The sequence below is a fragment of the Rothia santali genome (assembly GCF_024199905.1).
GTDB classification, from domain to species: Bacteria; Actinomycetota; Actinomycetes; order Actinomycetales; family Micrococcaceae; genus Rothia; species Rothia santali.
Map to the genome: position 1 here is coordinate 42,418 of NZ_JANAFB010000001.1, position 13,501 is coordinate 55,918.

Below are 13,501 nucleotides of genomic sequence, written 5' to 3' on the forward strand. Positions count from 1 at the left end.
GTCCAGCAGATCAGGTGTTCAGATGACCTCAGTCCACGCCGACGCGGCGGTCGCGGCCGCCTCCGCCCCGCACGACCTCGACCACATCCTGGTGAAGGGTGCGCGCGAGAACAACCTGCGCAACGTCGACCTCCACATCCCGCGCAACGCGATGGTGGTCTTCACCGGCCTGTCCGGCTCCGGCAAGTCCTCGCTCGCCTTCGACACGATCTTCGCCGAGGGCCAGCGCCGCTACGTCGAGTCGCTCTCCGCCTACGCCCGCATGTTCCTCGGCCAGGTGGACAAGCCCGACGTCGACTTCATCGAGGGCCTCTCCCCGGCCGTGTCGATCGACCAGAAGTCGACGTCGAAGAACCCGCGCTCCACGGTCGGCACGATCACCGAGATCTACGACTACATGCGCCTGCTGTGGGCGCGCGTGGGCCACCCGCACTGCCCCGTGTGCGGCGAGCCGATCGAGCGGCAGACGCCGCAGGCGATCGTGGACCAGCTGCTCTCGCTGCCCGAGCGCACCCGGCTGCAGGTCCTCGCGCCCATGGTCCGCTCCCGCAAGGGCGAGTTCGTGGACCTGTTCAAGAGCCTGACCCAGCAGGGGTACGCGCGCGCCGTCGTCGACGGCGAGCAGGTCCAGCTCTCCGACCCGCCCGTGCTCAAGAAGCAGTACAAGCACACGATCTCCGTGGTCGTGGACCGGCTGGTGGTCAAGGACTCGATCATGCAGCGGCTGACCGACTCGATCGAGACGGCGCTCGGGCTCGCGGACGGCCGCGTCGTCGTCGACTTCGTGGACGAGGAGCCGGACTCCGAGGAGCGCACGCGCACCTTCAGCGAGTTCCTGGCCTGCCCCAACGAGCACGAGCTCGAGTCCACCGAGATCGAGCCCCGGGCCTTCTCCTTCAACAGCCCCTTCGGTGCGTGCTCGCAGTGCGACGGCATTGGCTCGCGACTCGAGGTGGACGAGGACCTCGTCATCCCCGACCCGGAGAAGACGCTGGGCGAGGGCGCGATCGCCCCGTGGTCCCAGGGCAAGTCCACCACCGAGTACTGGCTGCGGCTGCTGGGCGGGCTCGGCAAGGAGGCCGGCTTCGACCTCAACACGCCGTGGCAGAAGCTGACCCCGAAGGCCCGCCGGGCCATCCTGGACGGCAAGGACTTCAAGGTCGAGGTCTCCTACCGCAACCGCTTCGGCCGGGAGCGGCGCTACACCTCGGGCTTCGAGGGCGTCTACGCCTACATCAAGCGCAAGCACGAGGAGACCGAGTCCGACTGGGCCAAGGACCGCTACGAGCAGTACATGCGCCAGGTCCCGTGCCCGGCCTGCGGCGGCGCGCGGCTGAACCCGACCATGCTCGCCGTCACGGTGGGCGGGCGGTCCATCGCCTCGATCACCTCGATGCCGATGGCGGAGACGCAGCGGTTCATGAACGCCCTCGAGCTGTCCCAGCGCGAGCTGAAGATCGCCGAGCAGGTGCTCAAAGAGATCAACGCCCGGCTGCAGTTCCTGCTCGACGTCGGCCTCGACTACCTGACCCTGGACCGCGCGGCCGCGACCCTGTCCGGCGGCGAGGCGCAGCGCATCCGGCTCGCGACCCAGATCGGCTCGGGCCTGGTGGGCGTCCTCTACGTCCTGGACGAGCCCTCCATCGGCCTGCACCAGCGGGACAACCGCCGGCTCATCGAGACCCTGACCAAGCTGCGCGACATGGGCAACACGCTGATCGTGGTCGAGCACGACGAGGACACCATCAAGGAGTCCGACTGGGTGGTCGACGTCGGCCCCGGCGCGGGCGAGCACGGCGGCCGGATCGTCCACTCGGGGCCCTACGCGGGGCTGCTTGAGAACGAGGACTCGCTGACCGGTGCGTACCTGGCCCGGCGCCGGGAGATCGCGGTGCCCGCCAAGCGCCGCAGGATCGACCGCAAGCGCATGGTCAAGGTCGTCGGCGCCCGCGAGAACAACCTCGACGACGTCAGCGTGAGCTTCCCCCTCGGCGTCTTCACGGCCATTACGGGCGTCTCCGGGTCCGGCAAGTCCACGCTGGTCAACGACATCCTCTACACCTCGCTCGCGAACAAGCTCAACGGCGCCAAGCAGGTCCCGGGACGGCACCGCCGCGTCGAGGGGCTCGAGCACCTGGACAAGATCGTGCACGTGGACCAGAGCCCCATCGGGCGCATGCCGCGGTCCAACCCGGCCACCTACACCGGCGTCTTCGACCACATCCGCCGCCTGTTCGCCGAGACCAACGAGGCCAAGGTGCGCGGCTACCAGCCGGGCCGCTTCTCGTTCAACGTCAAGGGCGGGCGCTGCGAGGCCTGCTCGGGCGACGGCACGCTGAAGATCGAGATGAACTTCCTGCCGGACGTCTTCGTGCCCTGCGAGGTCTGCCACGGGGCCCGCTACAACCGCGAGACCCTGGAGATCCGGTACAAGGGCAAGAACATCGCCGAGGTGCTGGACATGCCGGTCGAGGAGGCCGCCGAGTTCTTCTCCGCGTTCACCCCGATCGCCCGGCACCTGAACACCCTGGTCGACGTCGGGCTCGGGTACATCCGCCTGGGCCAGCCCGCGCCCACGCTCTCCGGCGGCGAGGCGCAGCGCGTCAAGCTCGCCTCCGAGCTGCAGAAGCGCTCCAACGGCCGCACCATCTACGTGCTGGACGAGCCGACCACGGGCCTGCACTTCGAGGACATCTCCAAGCTGCTCAACGTCCTGCAGTCGCTGGTGGACAAGGGCAACACCGTCCTGACGATCGAGCACAACCTCGACGTCATCAAGTCCGCCGACTGGATCGTGGACATGGGCCCGGAGGGCGGCTCCGGCGGCGGGCAGGTCGTCGCCGAGGGCACGCCCGAGCAGGTCGCCCGCGTGGCGGGCAGCCACACCGGACTGTTCCTCGACGAGATCCTGGAGACCGCATGAGCACCGAGCCGATCGTCCTCTTCGACCTCGACGGGACCCTGCTGGACCCGGGCGGGGCCATCACCGGCGGCATCGCGGCGGCCATCGAGGCCCACGGCTTCGCCCGGCCCGACGACGCGACCCTGCGCAAGTTCGTCGGACCCTCCTCCCTGGAGGGCCTGGAACGCCACACGGATATCCCGTTCGAGCAACACCGGGCCATCGTGGAGACCTACCGCGAGCAGTACCCGCAGCGGGCCCGGGAGCTCTCCAGCGTCTACGAGGGCGTCCACGAGCTGCTGGAGGACCTGAGCGCGCTCCCGGTGCGGCTTGCGATCGCGACGCAGAAGCCGCAGCCCTCGGCCGAGCGCATCGTCGGGGAGTTCGGCCTGACCCGGTACTTCCACGCGATCAGCGGCGCCCGCGACGACCGCTGGGAGGAGTCGGCCGCCCTGCCCACCGACAAGCCGGGCATCGTCGCCCGCGCCCTGGAGCTGCTCGGCGCGGCCGGGCGGGACCTCGCGGGCGCGGCCGTGATGATCGGCGACCGGGAGTACGACGCCGCGGGGGCGGCCGCCAACGGCATCCCCTGCATCGGCGTGACCTGGGGCTTCGGCTCGGCCGAAGAGCTCGCGGGCGCCGGGGCGCGGCCGGTGGTGGACGACGTCGAGGGCCTGCGGTCGGCGATCGCAGAGCTGACCGGACTGCGCGGCCTCGCCCCGGCCCGGCAGAGCGGCCGGCCCCCCGGCACGGGGTAAAGTATGACCTGAGCACGCGAGCAGAGAGGAACGCGAGAGGTGAAGGCGTACGAGCTGGCCCAGGCCGGCATCACCGGGCTGTGCAAGACGGTCTTCCGGGCCCGGGTCACGGGTCTGGAGAACTTCCCGATGGAGGGTCCGGTCATCGTGGCCTCCAATCACCTGGCGTTCCTGGACAGCGTGATCATCTCGGCGCTCATGCCGCGCCGCGTGGCGTTCCTGGCCAAGGCCGAGTACGTCAACTCGCCCGGGCTCCGGGGCCGGTTCATGAAGCGGTTCTTCGAGCTGATCGACATCATCCCGGTGAACCGCTCGGACCAGGCGGAGCGGCTCAAGGCCCTGGACATCGGGCTGGAGCGGCTCGAGCAGGGCGGGGTCTTCGGGATCTATCCCGAGGGCACGCGCTCCCGGGACGGGTTCCTCTACCGGGGCAAGGTCGGGGTCGCCTGGCTCGCGCACAAGACCGGCGCCCCCGTGGTGCCGGTGGGGATCATCGGCACCGAGCGCATCCAGCCTCCCGGCGCCCGGCTGATCCGGCCGGTGCGCTTCACCGTCCGCGTGGGGGAGCCGCTGACCTTCGAGACGCTGGGGGACCAGCAGACGGGTCCGCGCCGCCGGCAGACCACGGACGTCATCATGGACCGCATCGCGGCCCTCTCGGGCCAGGCCCGCAAGAACGACTACAACACCTCGCCGTCGTTGGACAAGGACGCAGGCACCCTCGCCTAGCAGCTGATCCGGCGCGACGACGTCGAGGAGATCAGGAGCTCGAGCCACCATGGCCAACCCCGCCAGCTACCGCCCCGCCACGGGGCAGATCCCCACGGATCCCGGGGTGTACCGGTTCCGCGACGAGTTCGGCCGCGTCATCTACGTCGGCAAGGCCAAGAACCTGCGCAACCGGCTGAACTCCTACTTCGCCGACCCGCAGCGGCTCGCGCCCAAGACCTATGCGATGGTGCACTCCGGGGCGAGCGTGGAGTGGACGGTGGTCGGCTCCGAGCTGGAGTCGCTGCAGCTCGAGTACACCTGGATCAAGCAGTACGCGCCCAAGTTCAACATCAAGTACCGGGACGACAAGTCCTATCCCTACCTGGCCGTCTCGGTGGCGGACCGCTTCCCCCGCGCCCGGGTCATGCGGGGGGAGAAGAAGAAGGGCACCCGGTACTTCGGGCCGTTCTCCCACGCGTGGGCCATCCGCGAGACCCTCGACGCGCTGCTGCGCGTCTTCCCGGTCCGCACCTGCACCCGCACCGTGTTCAAGCGCGCCGAGCAGACCCAGCGGCCGTGCCTGCTGGGCTACATCGACAAGTGCTCCGCGCCGTGCGTGGGGCGCATCAGCGAGGAGGACCACCGGGCGCTGGCCGACAGCCTGTGCCGCTTCATGGCGGGCGGCTCGGAGAGGTACATCCGCGAGCTGACCTCCCAGATGGAGCGCGCGGCGGAGAACATGGAGTTCGAGCACGCCGCGAAGCTGCGCGACGACATCGGGGCCCTGCGCAAGGCCTTCGAGCGCAACGCCGTGGTCCTGAACGACTCGGTCGACGCCGACCTCTTCGCCTACCACGAGGACGAGCTGGAGGCGGCCGCGCAGGTCTTCCACGTGCGGGAGGGCCGCATCCGGGGCCAGCGCGGCTGGATCGTGGAGAAGGTCGAGGACCGCACGCCCGCCGAGATGATCGCCCAGCTGCTCCAGCAGGTCTACGGCGAGTCGGCCGTGACTCTGGCCAGCACCCCCGACGAGCGGGACCTGACCCGCCACGAGATCCCCCGCACCGTCCTGGTGCCGACCATGCCCGAGGACGCGCTGCAGCTGGAGGAGTGGCTGAGCGGGCTGCGCGGCAGCCGCGTGAGCATCGCGGTGCCCCAGCGCGGGGAGCGCGCGCAGCTGCTGGAGACCGTGGCGGAGAACGCCCGGCAGTCGCTCATGCTGCACAAGTCCCGGCGGGCCGGGGACCTCACGACCCGCTCGGCCTCGCTGCAGGAGCTGCAGGAGGCCCTGGACCTGCCCGACGCGCTGATGCGCATCGAGTGCTACGACATCTCCCACTCGCAGGGCACCAACGTGGTCGCCTCGATGGTGGTCTTCGAGGACGGCCTGCCCAAGAAGTCCGACTACCGGAAGTTCTCGATCCGCGGGGAGGCGGCCCGGGACGACACGGCGTCGATGTACGACGTCATCCACCGCCGCTTCAAGCGCCACCTCGCCGAGCAGGAGGAGCGCCGTGCCGCGCCGCGCGCCTCGGGGGAGATCGCCGACGCCTCCGCGCAGGAGCCCACGCGCTTCGCCTACCCGCCCAACCTGGTCGTCGTCGACGGCGGGCCGCCCCAGGTCGAGGCCGCCCGCCGCGCGCTCGAGGACCTGGGCGTGACGGGCGTGCACGTCGTCGGGCTCGCGAAGCGCCTCGAGGAGATCTGGGTGCCCGACGACGACTTCCCCGTGATCCTGCCCCGCTCCTCCAACGGCCTGTTCCTGCTCCAGCGCCTACGCGACGAGGCCCACCGCTTCGCCATCACCTTCCACCGCTCCAAGCGGGGCAAGGCCATGCTGGTCTCCGCGCTGGACGGGGTCCCGGGCCTGGGCGCGAGCCGGCGCGACGCCCTCATCAAGCACTTCGGCTCGCTCAAGGCCATCCAGGAGGCGACGCCGGACCGGCTCGCCGAGGTCCGCGGCATCGGCCCGACCCTCGCCGAGAAGGTCCTGGAGCACCTGATCGCCCAGGACGAGGAGTCGGAGCCGGGGGAGGCCGCGACTGCCGGGTAACCTGGGAGCTGGGCCGGCTCGCCCGGCCGGCCCGTCACGGTGACACGGAAGCGAGATCAGCATGGTGAGCGACGAGACCACGACCCCGCCCGCCGAGCCCCTGCGGCACGAGAAGCCGGAGCGCACGGAGATGCTGGTGATCACCGGCATGTCCGGGGCCGGCCGCTCCACCGCCGCCCACGCCCTGGAGGACAACGGCTGGTACGTGGTGGACAACCTGCCCCCGCAGATGCTCAGCCCCCTCGTGGACCTCGTGGCGCGCGCCCCGCAGTCGATGCCCAAGCTGGCCGTCATCATCGACATCCGCGGCAAGGCGCTCTTCGCCGACTTCCGGGAGGCGCTGAACCTCGTGGCCACGGCGCCGGTGGACTTCACGGTGCTGTTCCTGGACGCCTCCGACGCCGCGATCATCGCCCGCTACGAGGCCCAGCGGCGCCCGCACCCGCTCCAGGGGGAGGGCCGGATCCTCGACGGCATCGAGACCGAGCGGGAGCTCCTGCGGGACCTGCGCCAGCGGGCCGACGTCGTGCTGGACACCACCGGCTACAACGTCCACGAGCTCGCGAAGGTCATCGCGGACACCTACTCGATGACGGGGCCCTCGGTCATCAACCTCACGGTCATGAGCTTCGGCTTCAAGTACGGCGTGCCGGCGGACGCCAACTTCCTGGCCGACATGCGCTTCATCCCCAACCCGCACTGGGTGCCCGAGCTGCGTCCCCAGACCGGGCGCGACGCCGCGGTCCGCGACTACGTCCTGGGCAACGGCGGCGCCGCCCGGTTCGTGGACCTCTACGTCGAGGCGATCGGCCCGGTGCTCACCGGCTACCGCGCCGAGAGCAAGCACTACGCGACCATCGCGCTCGGGTGCACCGGCGGCAAGCACCGCTCGGTGGCCGTGGCCGAGGAGGTCGCCCGGCGGCTGAAGTCCTACCCCAACGTGACCGTCAGTGTGCAACACCGGGACCTGGGGCGGGAATAGGTGCCCGCGATGCCGATCCCCGAGACCGGACCCGAGGAGGCGCGGACCCCGCCCCCGCCCCGCGTCACCGCGCTGGGCGGGGGCCACGGGCTCTACGCCTCCCTCTCCGCCCTGCGGCGGCTGACCCCCCACCTCGACGCCGTGGTGACCGTGGCCGACGACGGCGGCTCCTCGGGCCGCCTGCGCGAGCAGTTCGGCGTCCTCCCGCCCGGCGACCTGCGGATGGCGCTCTCGGCGCTGTGCGACGACTCGGAGTGGGGCCATCTGTGGCAGCGGGCCATGCAGCACCGGTTCGAGGGCCTGCCCGACGGGCCGCACGAGCTGCACGGCCATGCGATGGGCAACCTCATCATCCTCGCGCTGTGGCAGATGCTCGACGATCCGGTGGCGGGCCTCGAGTGGGCGGGCCGGCTCCTGCGGATCCACGGCCGGGTGCTGCCGATGGCGCTGGATCCGCTGGTCATCACGGGCTGCGCGGTGGGCCGCGACGGCGTGCGCCGCACGGTGACCGGCCAGGCGCGGCTCGCGAAGGAGCCGCGGGTCGAGGACGTGGCCCTCACGCCCGCCGACCCCCGGCCGTGCCCCGAGTCCGTCGCCTCGATGCGCGAGGCCGAGTGGGTCGTCCTGGGCCCCGGCTCGTGGTTCACCTCCGTGATCCCGCACCTGCTCGTTCCGGCCAACCGCGCCGCGCTGCAGCAGTCGGACGCCAAGATCTGCGTGACCATGAACCTGGGGCTGGAGGAGCACGAGACGGCCGGGCTCGGGGCGGCGGGGCACCTCGAGGCGCTGGCCCGCTTCGCCCCCGAGCTGAGGGTCGACGCCGTCATCGCCGACCCCTCGGCCATCGACCGCGTCGAGGAGTTCGAGGCCGCGGCCGCGCGGCGCGGCGCCCGGGTCCTGTGGCGCCGCGTGCGGGCCCAGGGGTCCGCGGACGTCCACGACCCCCTGCTGCTGGCGGCGGCCTACCACGAGGTCATGAGTGGGGCGACCGACCGCACTCACGTGGAACCTCCGGAACCGAGCGTGTAACCTCGCCTGAAGGTCCACATCACTGCACGGCCGCACCGCGCGCCGTCGCGCGGTGCCCCTCAGCCCAATTCGGAGGTAATCCCAGCATGGCCCTCACGGCACTCGTGAAAGACGAACTCGCCGCCCTCGACGTGCCGAAGTCCGTGACGAAGCAGGCGGAGGTCGCCACGATCCTGCGCTTCGCGGGAGGCCTGCACCTGGTGGGGGACCAGATCGTCATCGAGGCCGAGCTCGACCACCTGCCGACCGCGCAGCGCGTCAGGACCGTGATCGAGGACGTCTACGGCCACCGCAGCGAGCTGCTCGGCGTCTCCGGGGGCGCGCTCAAGCGCGGCGAGCACTACCTGGTGCGTGTGCGCCGCGGCGGGGAGGCGCTGGCCCGCCAGACCGGACTGCTGGACACGCGCGGCCGCCCGGTGCGGGGCCTGCCCCCGGCCGTGGTCAACGGCTCGCTCGCCGAATCCGAGGCCGTGATGCGCGGCGCGTTCCTCGCCCACGGCTCGCTGACCGAGCCGGGGCGCTCCTCCGCCATGGAGTTCACCTGCCCCGGGCCGGAGGCGGCGCTGGCGCTGGTGGGCGCGGCCCGCCGGCTCGACGTCTTCGCCAAGGCGCGCGAGGTCAGGGGCGCGGACCGCGTCGTCGTGCGCGACGGCGAGACCATCGCCCAGCTGCTCCGCCGCATGGGCGCCTTCGGGATGCTGGAGCAGTGGCAGGACCGCCGGACCCACCGGGACGTGCGGGCCACCGCCAACCGGCTGGCCAACTTCGACGACGCCAACCTCCGCCGCTCGGCGCAGGCTGCGGTGGCCGCGGGGGCCCGGGTCGAGCGCGCGCTGGAGATCCTCGGCGAGGACGTCCCGGACCACCTGCTCTACGCCGGCCGCCTGCGGCTGGCCCACCGCCACGCGAGCCTCGACGAGCTGGGCCGGCTGGCCGACCCGCCGCTGACCAAGGACGCGATCGCGGGCCGGATCCGCCGCCTGCTGGCCATGGCGGACAAGCACGCCATCGCGGAGGGGATTCCCGGCACCGACGCCGTGGACCGGGCCGAGGAGGCCTGAGCCCCGGGCCGTTCAGCTCAAAGCGCAACCGAACCCACCTCATCGCACGGACCCGTCCCGCCCCCTCCGGCGGGGCGGGTCCTCGCGCATGCACCGGCGGGCCGGGGTTCGTGGAGGGCCGCGGAGGCACGCGCGTGACCCCCACCACGGACCCCTGTTCCCGACTCCTCGAAAAAATCTGCCGGAAACACACCCAAACGCACACGAAATCACCTAAACTGGGATCAGGTCCGAAGGGAAACCCACACATGGGCTTCCGGGCGCTGCGCCCGACGCGTAGCGTTGACTTCGGCTGGACGGGCGCCCTCCGGCGCGCGTCCGACGACCGCCACCACTCAGACTGAGGAGTTTGATCGCAGTGACTGTACGCATCGGAATCAACGGCTTCGGACGCATCGGCCGCAACTTCTTCCGCGCCGTGCGCGAGCAGGGCGAGAACCTCGAGATCGTCGCCCTGAACGACCTCACCGACCCCAAGACCCTGGCGCACCTCCTCAAGTACGACTCGATCATGGGCCCGCTCGACGCCGAGGTCGAGGTCCGCGACGGCAACATCGTCGTCGACGGCCACGAGGTCCGCGTGCTCTCCGAGAAGGACCCGGCCAACCTGCCCTGGAAGGACCTCGGGGTCGACATCGTCCTGGAGTCCACCGGCTTCTTCACCGACGGCGAGAAGGCCAAGGCCCACCTCGACGCCGGCGCCCGCAAGGTCATCGTCTCCGCCCCGGGCAAGAACCTGGACGGCACGTTCGTCATGGGCGTCAACGACGGCGAGTACGACTCCTCGAAGCACAACATCGTCTCCAACGCCTCCTGCACCACCAACTGCCTGGCCCCGCTGGCGAAGGTGCTGAACGACAGCTTCGGCATCAAGGAGGGCCTGATGACCACCATCCACGCCTACACCGCCGACCAGCGCCTGCAGGACGCCCCCCACTCCGACCTGCGCCGCGCCCGCGCCGCCGCCGTGAACATGGTCCCCACCAGCACCGGTGCCGCCAAGACCGTCGGCAAGGTGCTGCCGGCCTTGGAGGGCAAGCTGGACGGCCTGGCCATCCGCGTCCCCGTCATCACCGGCTCGATCACCGACCTGACCTTCACCCCGGAGAAGGAGGTCACCGCCGAGCAGGTCAACGCCGCGCTCAAGGAGGCCGCCGAGGGCGAGCTCAAGGGCATCATCAAGTACTCCGAGGAGCCCATCGTCTCCAAGGACATCGAGGGCGAGCCCATCGCCACCGTGTTCGACGCCCCGCTGACCACCGTCATCGGCGGCCAGGTCAAGGTCTTCGCGTGGTACGACAACGAGTGGGGCTACACCTCCCGCACCGTCATGTTCACCAACAAGCTGGCGGCCGAGCTGTAGGCTACCGGTAGCAGTCACCACCTCACGACGACGTTTGGAGAGCTAACACGATGGCACACGCACTGGCCGAGCTGATGTCCCAGGGAGTGGAGGGGCGCACCGTCCTCGTCCGCTCGGACCTCAACGTCCCGCTGGACGGGACCAGGGTCACCGACGACGGGCGCATCCGCGCCTCGCTGCCGGTCCTGGAGAAGCTGGCCCGCGCCGGCGCGCGTGTCATCGTGATGGCCCACCTGGGCCGCCCCAAGGGCCAGGTGGACCCCCGGTACTCGCTGGCCCCGGCCGCCGAGCGACTGGGGGAGCTCGCCGGCGTCGAGGTGCTGGCGGCGAGCGACGTCGTGGGGGAGGACGCCCGCGCCCGGGCCGAGGCCCTCCGGGACGGCCAGATCCTGGTCCTGGAGAACGTCCGCTTCGACCCGCGCGAGACCTCCAAGGACGACGCCGAGCGCGCGGAGTTCGCCGGCGAGCTGGCCTCCCTGACCGGGGAGGACGGCGCGTACGTGGACGACGCGTTCGGCGCGGTGCACCGCCGCCACGCCTCCGTCTACGACATCGCCCAGCGCCTGCCCTCCTACCTGGGCGACCTGGTCAAGACCGAGCTGGACGTCCTCACCAAGGTCATCCAGGAGCCGGACCGGCCCTTCGTGGTCATCATGGGCGGGTCCAAGGTCTCGGACAAGCTCGCCGTGATCGACAACCTGATCGGCAAGGCCGACGCCCTGCTGATCGGCGGCGGCATGGGCTACACCTTCGCGGCCGCCCAGGGCTACGCCGTCGGCTCCTCCCTGCTCGAGAAGGACCAGGTCGAGAACGTCCGGGCCTACCTGAAGCGCGCCGAGGAGGCCGGCACCGAGTTCGTCCTGCCGGTGGACATCGTCTGGGCCGAGAAGTTCGACGCCGACGCCCGCACCGAGGTGCGCCCCGTGGAGTCCCTCGAGGAGGGCGAGATCGGCGCCTCCGGCACGGGCCTGGACATCGGGCCGAAGACCCGCGAGCTCTTCGCCGGGTACATCGCCCGGGCCGGCACGATCTTCTGGAACGGCCCCGTGGGCGTCTTCGAGATGGAGGCCTTCGCCGAGGGCACCCGCGCGGTGGCCCGCGCGATCGTCGACTCCCCGGCGATGAGCGTGATCGGCGGCGGCGACTCCGCCTCGGCGGTGCGCAACCTCGGCTTCACCGACGACCAGTTCGGCCACATCTCCACCGGCGGCGGCGCCTCCCTCGAGTTCATCGAGGGCAAGACCCTTCCCGGGCTCGAGGCGCTGGGGGCCTAGCGGCCACGAGGAGGGCGGATCGTCGACGATCCGCCCTCCTCGCCCGTCCGGCCCGCCGCCCCGCCCGGATCGCCGCGCCGCATCCTCGCGGCCCGGCTCCCGACGAAAGGAACCCCCCATGACCACGCAGACCGACGGCGTCTACGACCGCCAGCCGCTGATCGCCGGCAACTGGAAGATGAACCTCGACCACGCCGAGGGCGTGGCCCTGGTCCAGAAGCTCGCCTGGACGCTCGACGACGCCAAGAACTTCGACCACGCCCGCGTCCAGGTCGCCGTCTTCCCGCCCGCGACCGACCTGCGCTCCGTGCAGACCCTGGTCGCCGGGGACAAGCTGAAGCTGGCCTACGGCGGCCAGGACCTCTCGGACCAGGACTCCGGGGCCTTTACCGGGGACATCTCCGGCGCCTTCCTCAAGAAGCTCGACTGCGCCTTCGTGCTGGTCGGCCACTCCGAGCGCCGGACCATCCACGGCGAGTCCGACGAGCTGTGCGCCCGCAAGGTCGCCGCGGCCTACCGCCACGGCCTGACCCCCATCCTGTGCGTCGGCGAGGGCCTCGAGGTCCGCCAGGCCGGCACGCACGTGGACTACACGCTCGAGCAGCTGCGCGGCTCGCTCGCCGGCGTCTCCGCCGAGGACGCCGCGAGCCTCGTCGTCGCCTACGAGCCCGTGTGGGCCATCGGCACCGGCGAGGTCGCCGGCCCGGAGGACGCCCAGGAGATGTCGGCCGCGATCCGCGCCGAGCTCGAGCGCCTCTACGGCGAGGAGACCGCCCGCAAGGTCCGCATCCTCTACGGCGGCTCCGTCAAGGCGGCCAACGCCGCGGCGATCCTGGCCGAGCGCGACGTCGACGGCGTCCTGGTCGGCGGCGCCTCGCTGAAGGCCGAGGAGTTCGCCAACATCGCCCGCTTCGAGGACCACGTCGCGTCCTAGGGCACGACGCCGGCGGGGCGGGGTGGCAGGGCTGACCGCCGCCCCGCCCATGCCGTATAGTCGGATCCGGTCAACAACACGAGAGCGCCCGGCCGGCCGCACGGCGGCCCCGGACGCGAGGGAAAGGTCGACGTGGAAATCATTCGCTGGCTCCTGATCGGGATCATCGCCCTGACGAGCGTGCTCACGGTCTTCTTCGTGCTGCTCAACAAGGGCAAGGGCGGGGGACTGTCCGACATGTTCGGCGGCGGCATGACCAGCTCGCTGAACTCCTCCGGCGTCGCCTCGCGCAACCTGGTGCGGCTGACCGTGACCACGATCCTCGTGTGGGTCGTGGCGATCATCGCCTACGCCCTCATGCTGCGGCTCACGGTCATCTAGGCCCCGGCCTCGCGGCGCGCGGGTCGGCGCATCCCGGATACGCGAAGAGCGCC

Annotated in this window: 11 protein-coding genes; all 11 read left to right on the forward strand. The window is 71.2% G+C overall.

The window, feature by feature from the left end; translation table 11 throughout:
• Positions 1-22 precede the first annotated feature (22 nt).
• The 11 genes from uvrA to secG all read left to right on the forward strand — a co-directional run bounded on the left by uvrA (position 23) and on the right by secG (position 13,448).
• Positions 23-2,923, forward strand: a complete 2,901-nt coding sequence (uvrA, locus tag NBM05_RS00180) for an excinuclease ABC subunit UvrA (RefSeq protein WP_254164083.1) — start codon at positions 23-25, stop codon at positions 2,921-2,923.
• Entirely contained in the window at positions 2,920-3,660 is a 741-nt protein-coding gene (locus NBM05_RS00185) for an HAD hydrolase-like protein (protein WP_254164085.1), read from the forward strand. The genes uvrA and NBM05_RS00185 overlap by 4 nt, the downstream gene beginning before the upstream one ends.
• Before the next feature lie 39 nt (positions 3,661-3,699).
• The gene (locus NBM05_RS00190; RefSeq protein ID WP_254164087.1) at positions 3,700-4,389 is read left to right on the forward strand and encodes a lysophospholipid acyltransferase family protein; all 690 of its coding nucleotides are present in this window, start codon (positions 3,700-3,702) and stop codon (positions 4,387-4,389) included.
• 49 nt (positions 4,390-4,438) lie between these two features.
• On the forward strand, positions 4,439-6,424 hold the full coding sequence (gene uvrC, locus NBM05_RS00195) for an excinuclease ABC subunit UvrC (protein ID WP_254164089.1): 1,986 nt from the start codon (positions 4,439-4,441) through the stop codon (positions 6,422-6,424).
• 61 nt (positions 6,425-6,485) lie between these two features.
• Positions 6,486-7,406 (forward strand): RNase adapter RapZ, encoded by a 921-nt coding sequence (gene rapZ / locus NBM05_RS00200; protein ID WP_373689249.1) that lies wholly within the window; start codon positions 6,486-6,488, stop codon positions 7,404-7,406.
• Between the two features lie 9 nt (positions 7,407-7,415).
• A complete protein-coding gene (locus tag NBM05_RS00205; protein WP_254164091.1) occupies positions 7,416-8,435 on the forward strand; it encodes a gluconeogenesis factor YvcK family protein in 1,020 nt (339 codons plus the stop codon).
• 86 nt (positions 8,436-8,521) lie between these two features.
• Complete coding sequence (gene whiA / locus NBM05_RS00210) at positions 8,522-9,496, forward strand: DNA-binding protein WhiA (RefSeq protein ID WP_254164093.1); 975 nt, start codon at positions 8,522-8,524, stop codon at positions 9,494-9,496.
• A gap of 358 nt (positions 9,497-9,854) precedes the next feature.
• Positions 9,855-10,859 (forward strand): type I glyceraldehyde-3-phosphate dehydrogenase, encoded by a 1,005-nt coding sequence (gene gap / locus NBM05_RS00215; protein ID WP_254164095.1) that lies wholly within the window; start codon positions 9,855-9,857, stop codon positions 10,857-10,859.
• Positions 10,860-10,909: 50 nt separating this feature from the next.
• Entirely contained in the window at positions 10,910-12,133 is a 1,224-nt protein-coding gene (locus tag NBM05_RS00220) for a phosphoglycerate kinase (RefSeq protein ID WP_254164097.1), read from the forward strand.
• A gap of 118 nt (positions 12,134-12,251) precedes the next feature.
• Positions 12,252-13,067, forward strand: a complete 816-nt coding sequence (tpiA, locus tag NBM05_RS00225) for a triose-phosphate isomerase (RefSeq protein ID WP_254164099.1) — start codon at positions 12,252-12,254, stop codon at positions 13,065-13,067.
• A 132-nt stretch (positions 13,068-13,199) separates the two neighbouring features.
• On the forward strand, positions 13,200-13,448 hold the full coding sequence (secG, locus tag NBM05_RS00230; RefSeq protein ID WP_254164101.1) for a preprotein translocase subunit SecG: 249 nt from the start codon (positions 13,200-13,202) through the stop codon (positions 13,446-13,448).
• Positions 13,449-13,501 lie beyond the last annotated feature (53 nt).

What these genes read in the sequence shown, in the direction of transcription:
- uvrA (WP_254164083.1), top strand. Translation starts at nt 23, where the DNA reads ATGACCTCAGTCCACGCCGACGCGGCGGTCGCGGCCGCCTCCGCCCCG.
- NBM05_RS00185 (WP_254164085.1), top strand. Translation starts at nt 2,920, where the DNA reads ATGAGCACCGAGCCGATCGTCCTCTTCGACCTCGACGGGACCCTGCTG.
- uvrC (WP_254164089.1), top strand. Translation starts at nt 4,439, where the DNA reads ATGGCCAACCCCGCCAGCTACCGCCCCGCCACGGGGCAGATCCCCACG.
- rapZ (WP_373689249.1), top strand. Translation starts at nt 6,486, where the DNA reads ATGGTGAGCGACGAGACCACGACCCCGCCCGCCGAGCCCCTGCGGCAC.
- NBM05_RS00205 (WP_254164091.1), top strand. Translation starts at nt 7,416, where the DNA reads ATGCCGATCCCCGAGACCGGACCCGAGGAGGCGCGGACCCCGCCCCCG.
- whiA (WP_254164093.1), top strand. Translation starts at nt 8,522, where the DNA reads ATGGCCCTCACGGCACTCGTGAAAGACGAACTCGCCGCCCTCGACGTG.
- NBM05_RS00220 (WP_254164097.1), top strand. Translation starts at nt 10,910, where the DNA reads ATGGCACACGCACTGGCCGAGCTGATGTCCCAGGGAGTGGAGGGGCGC.
- tpiA (WP_254164099.1), top strand. Translation starts at nt 12,252, where the DNA reads ATGACCACGCAGACCGACGGCGTCTACGACCGCCAGCCGCTGATCGCC.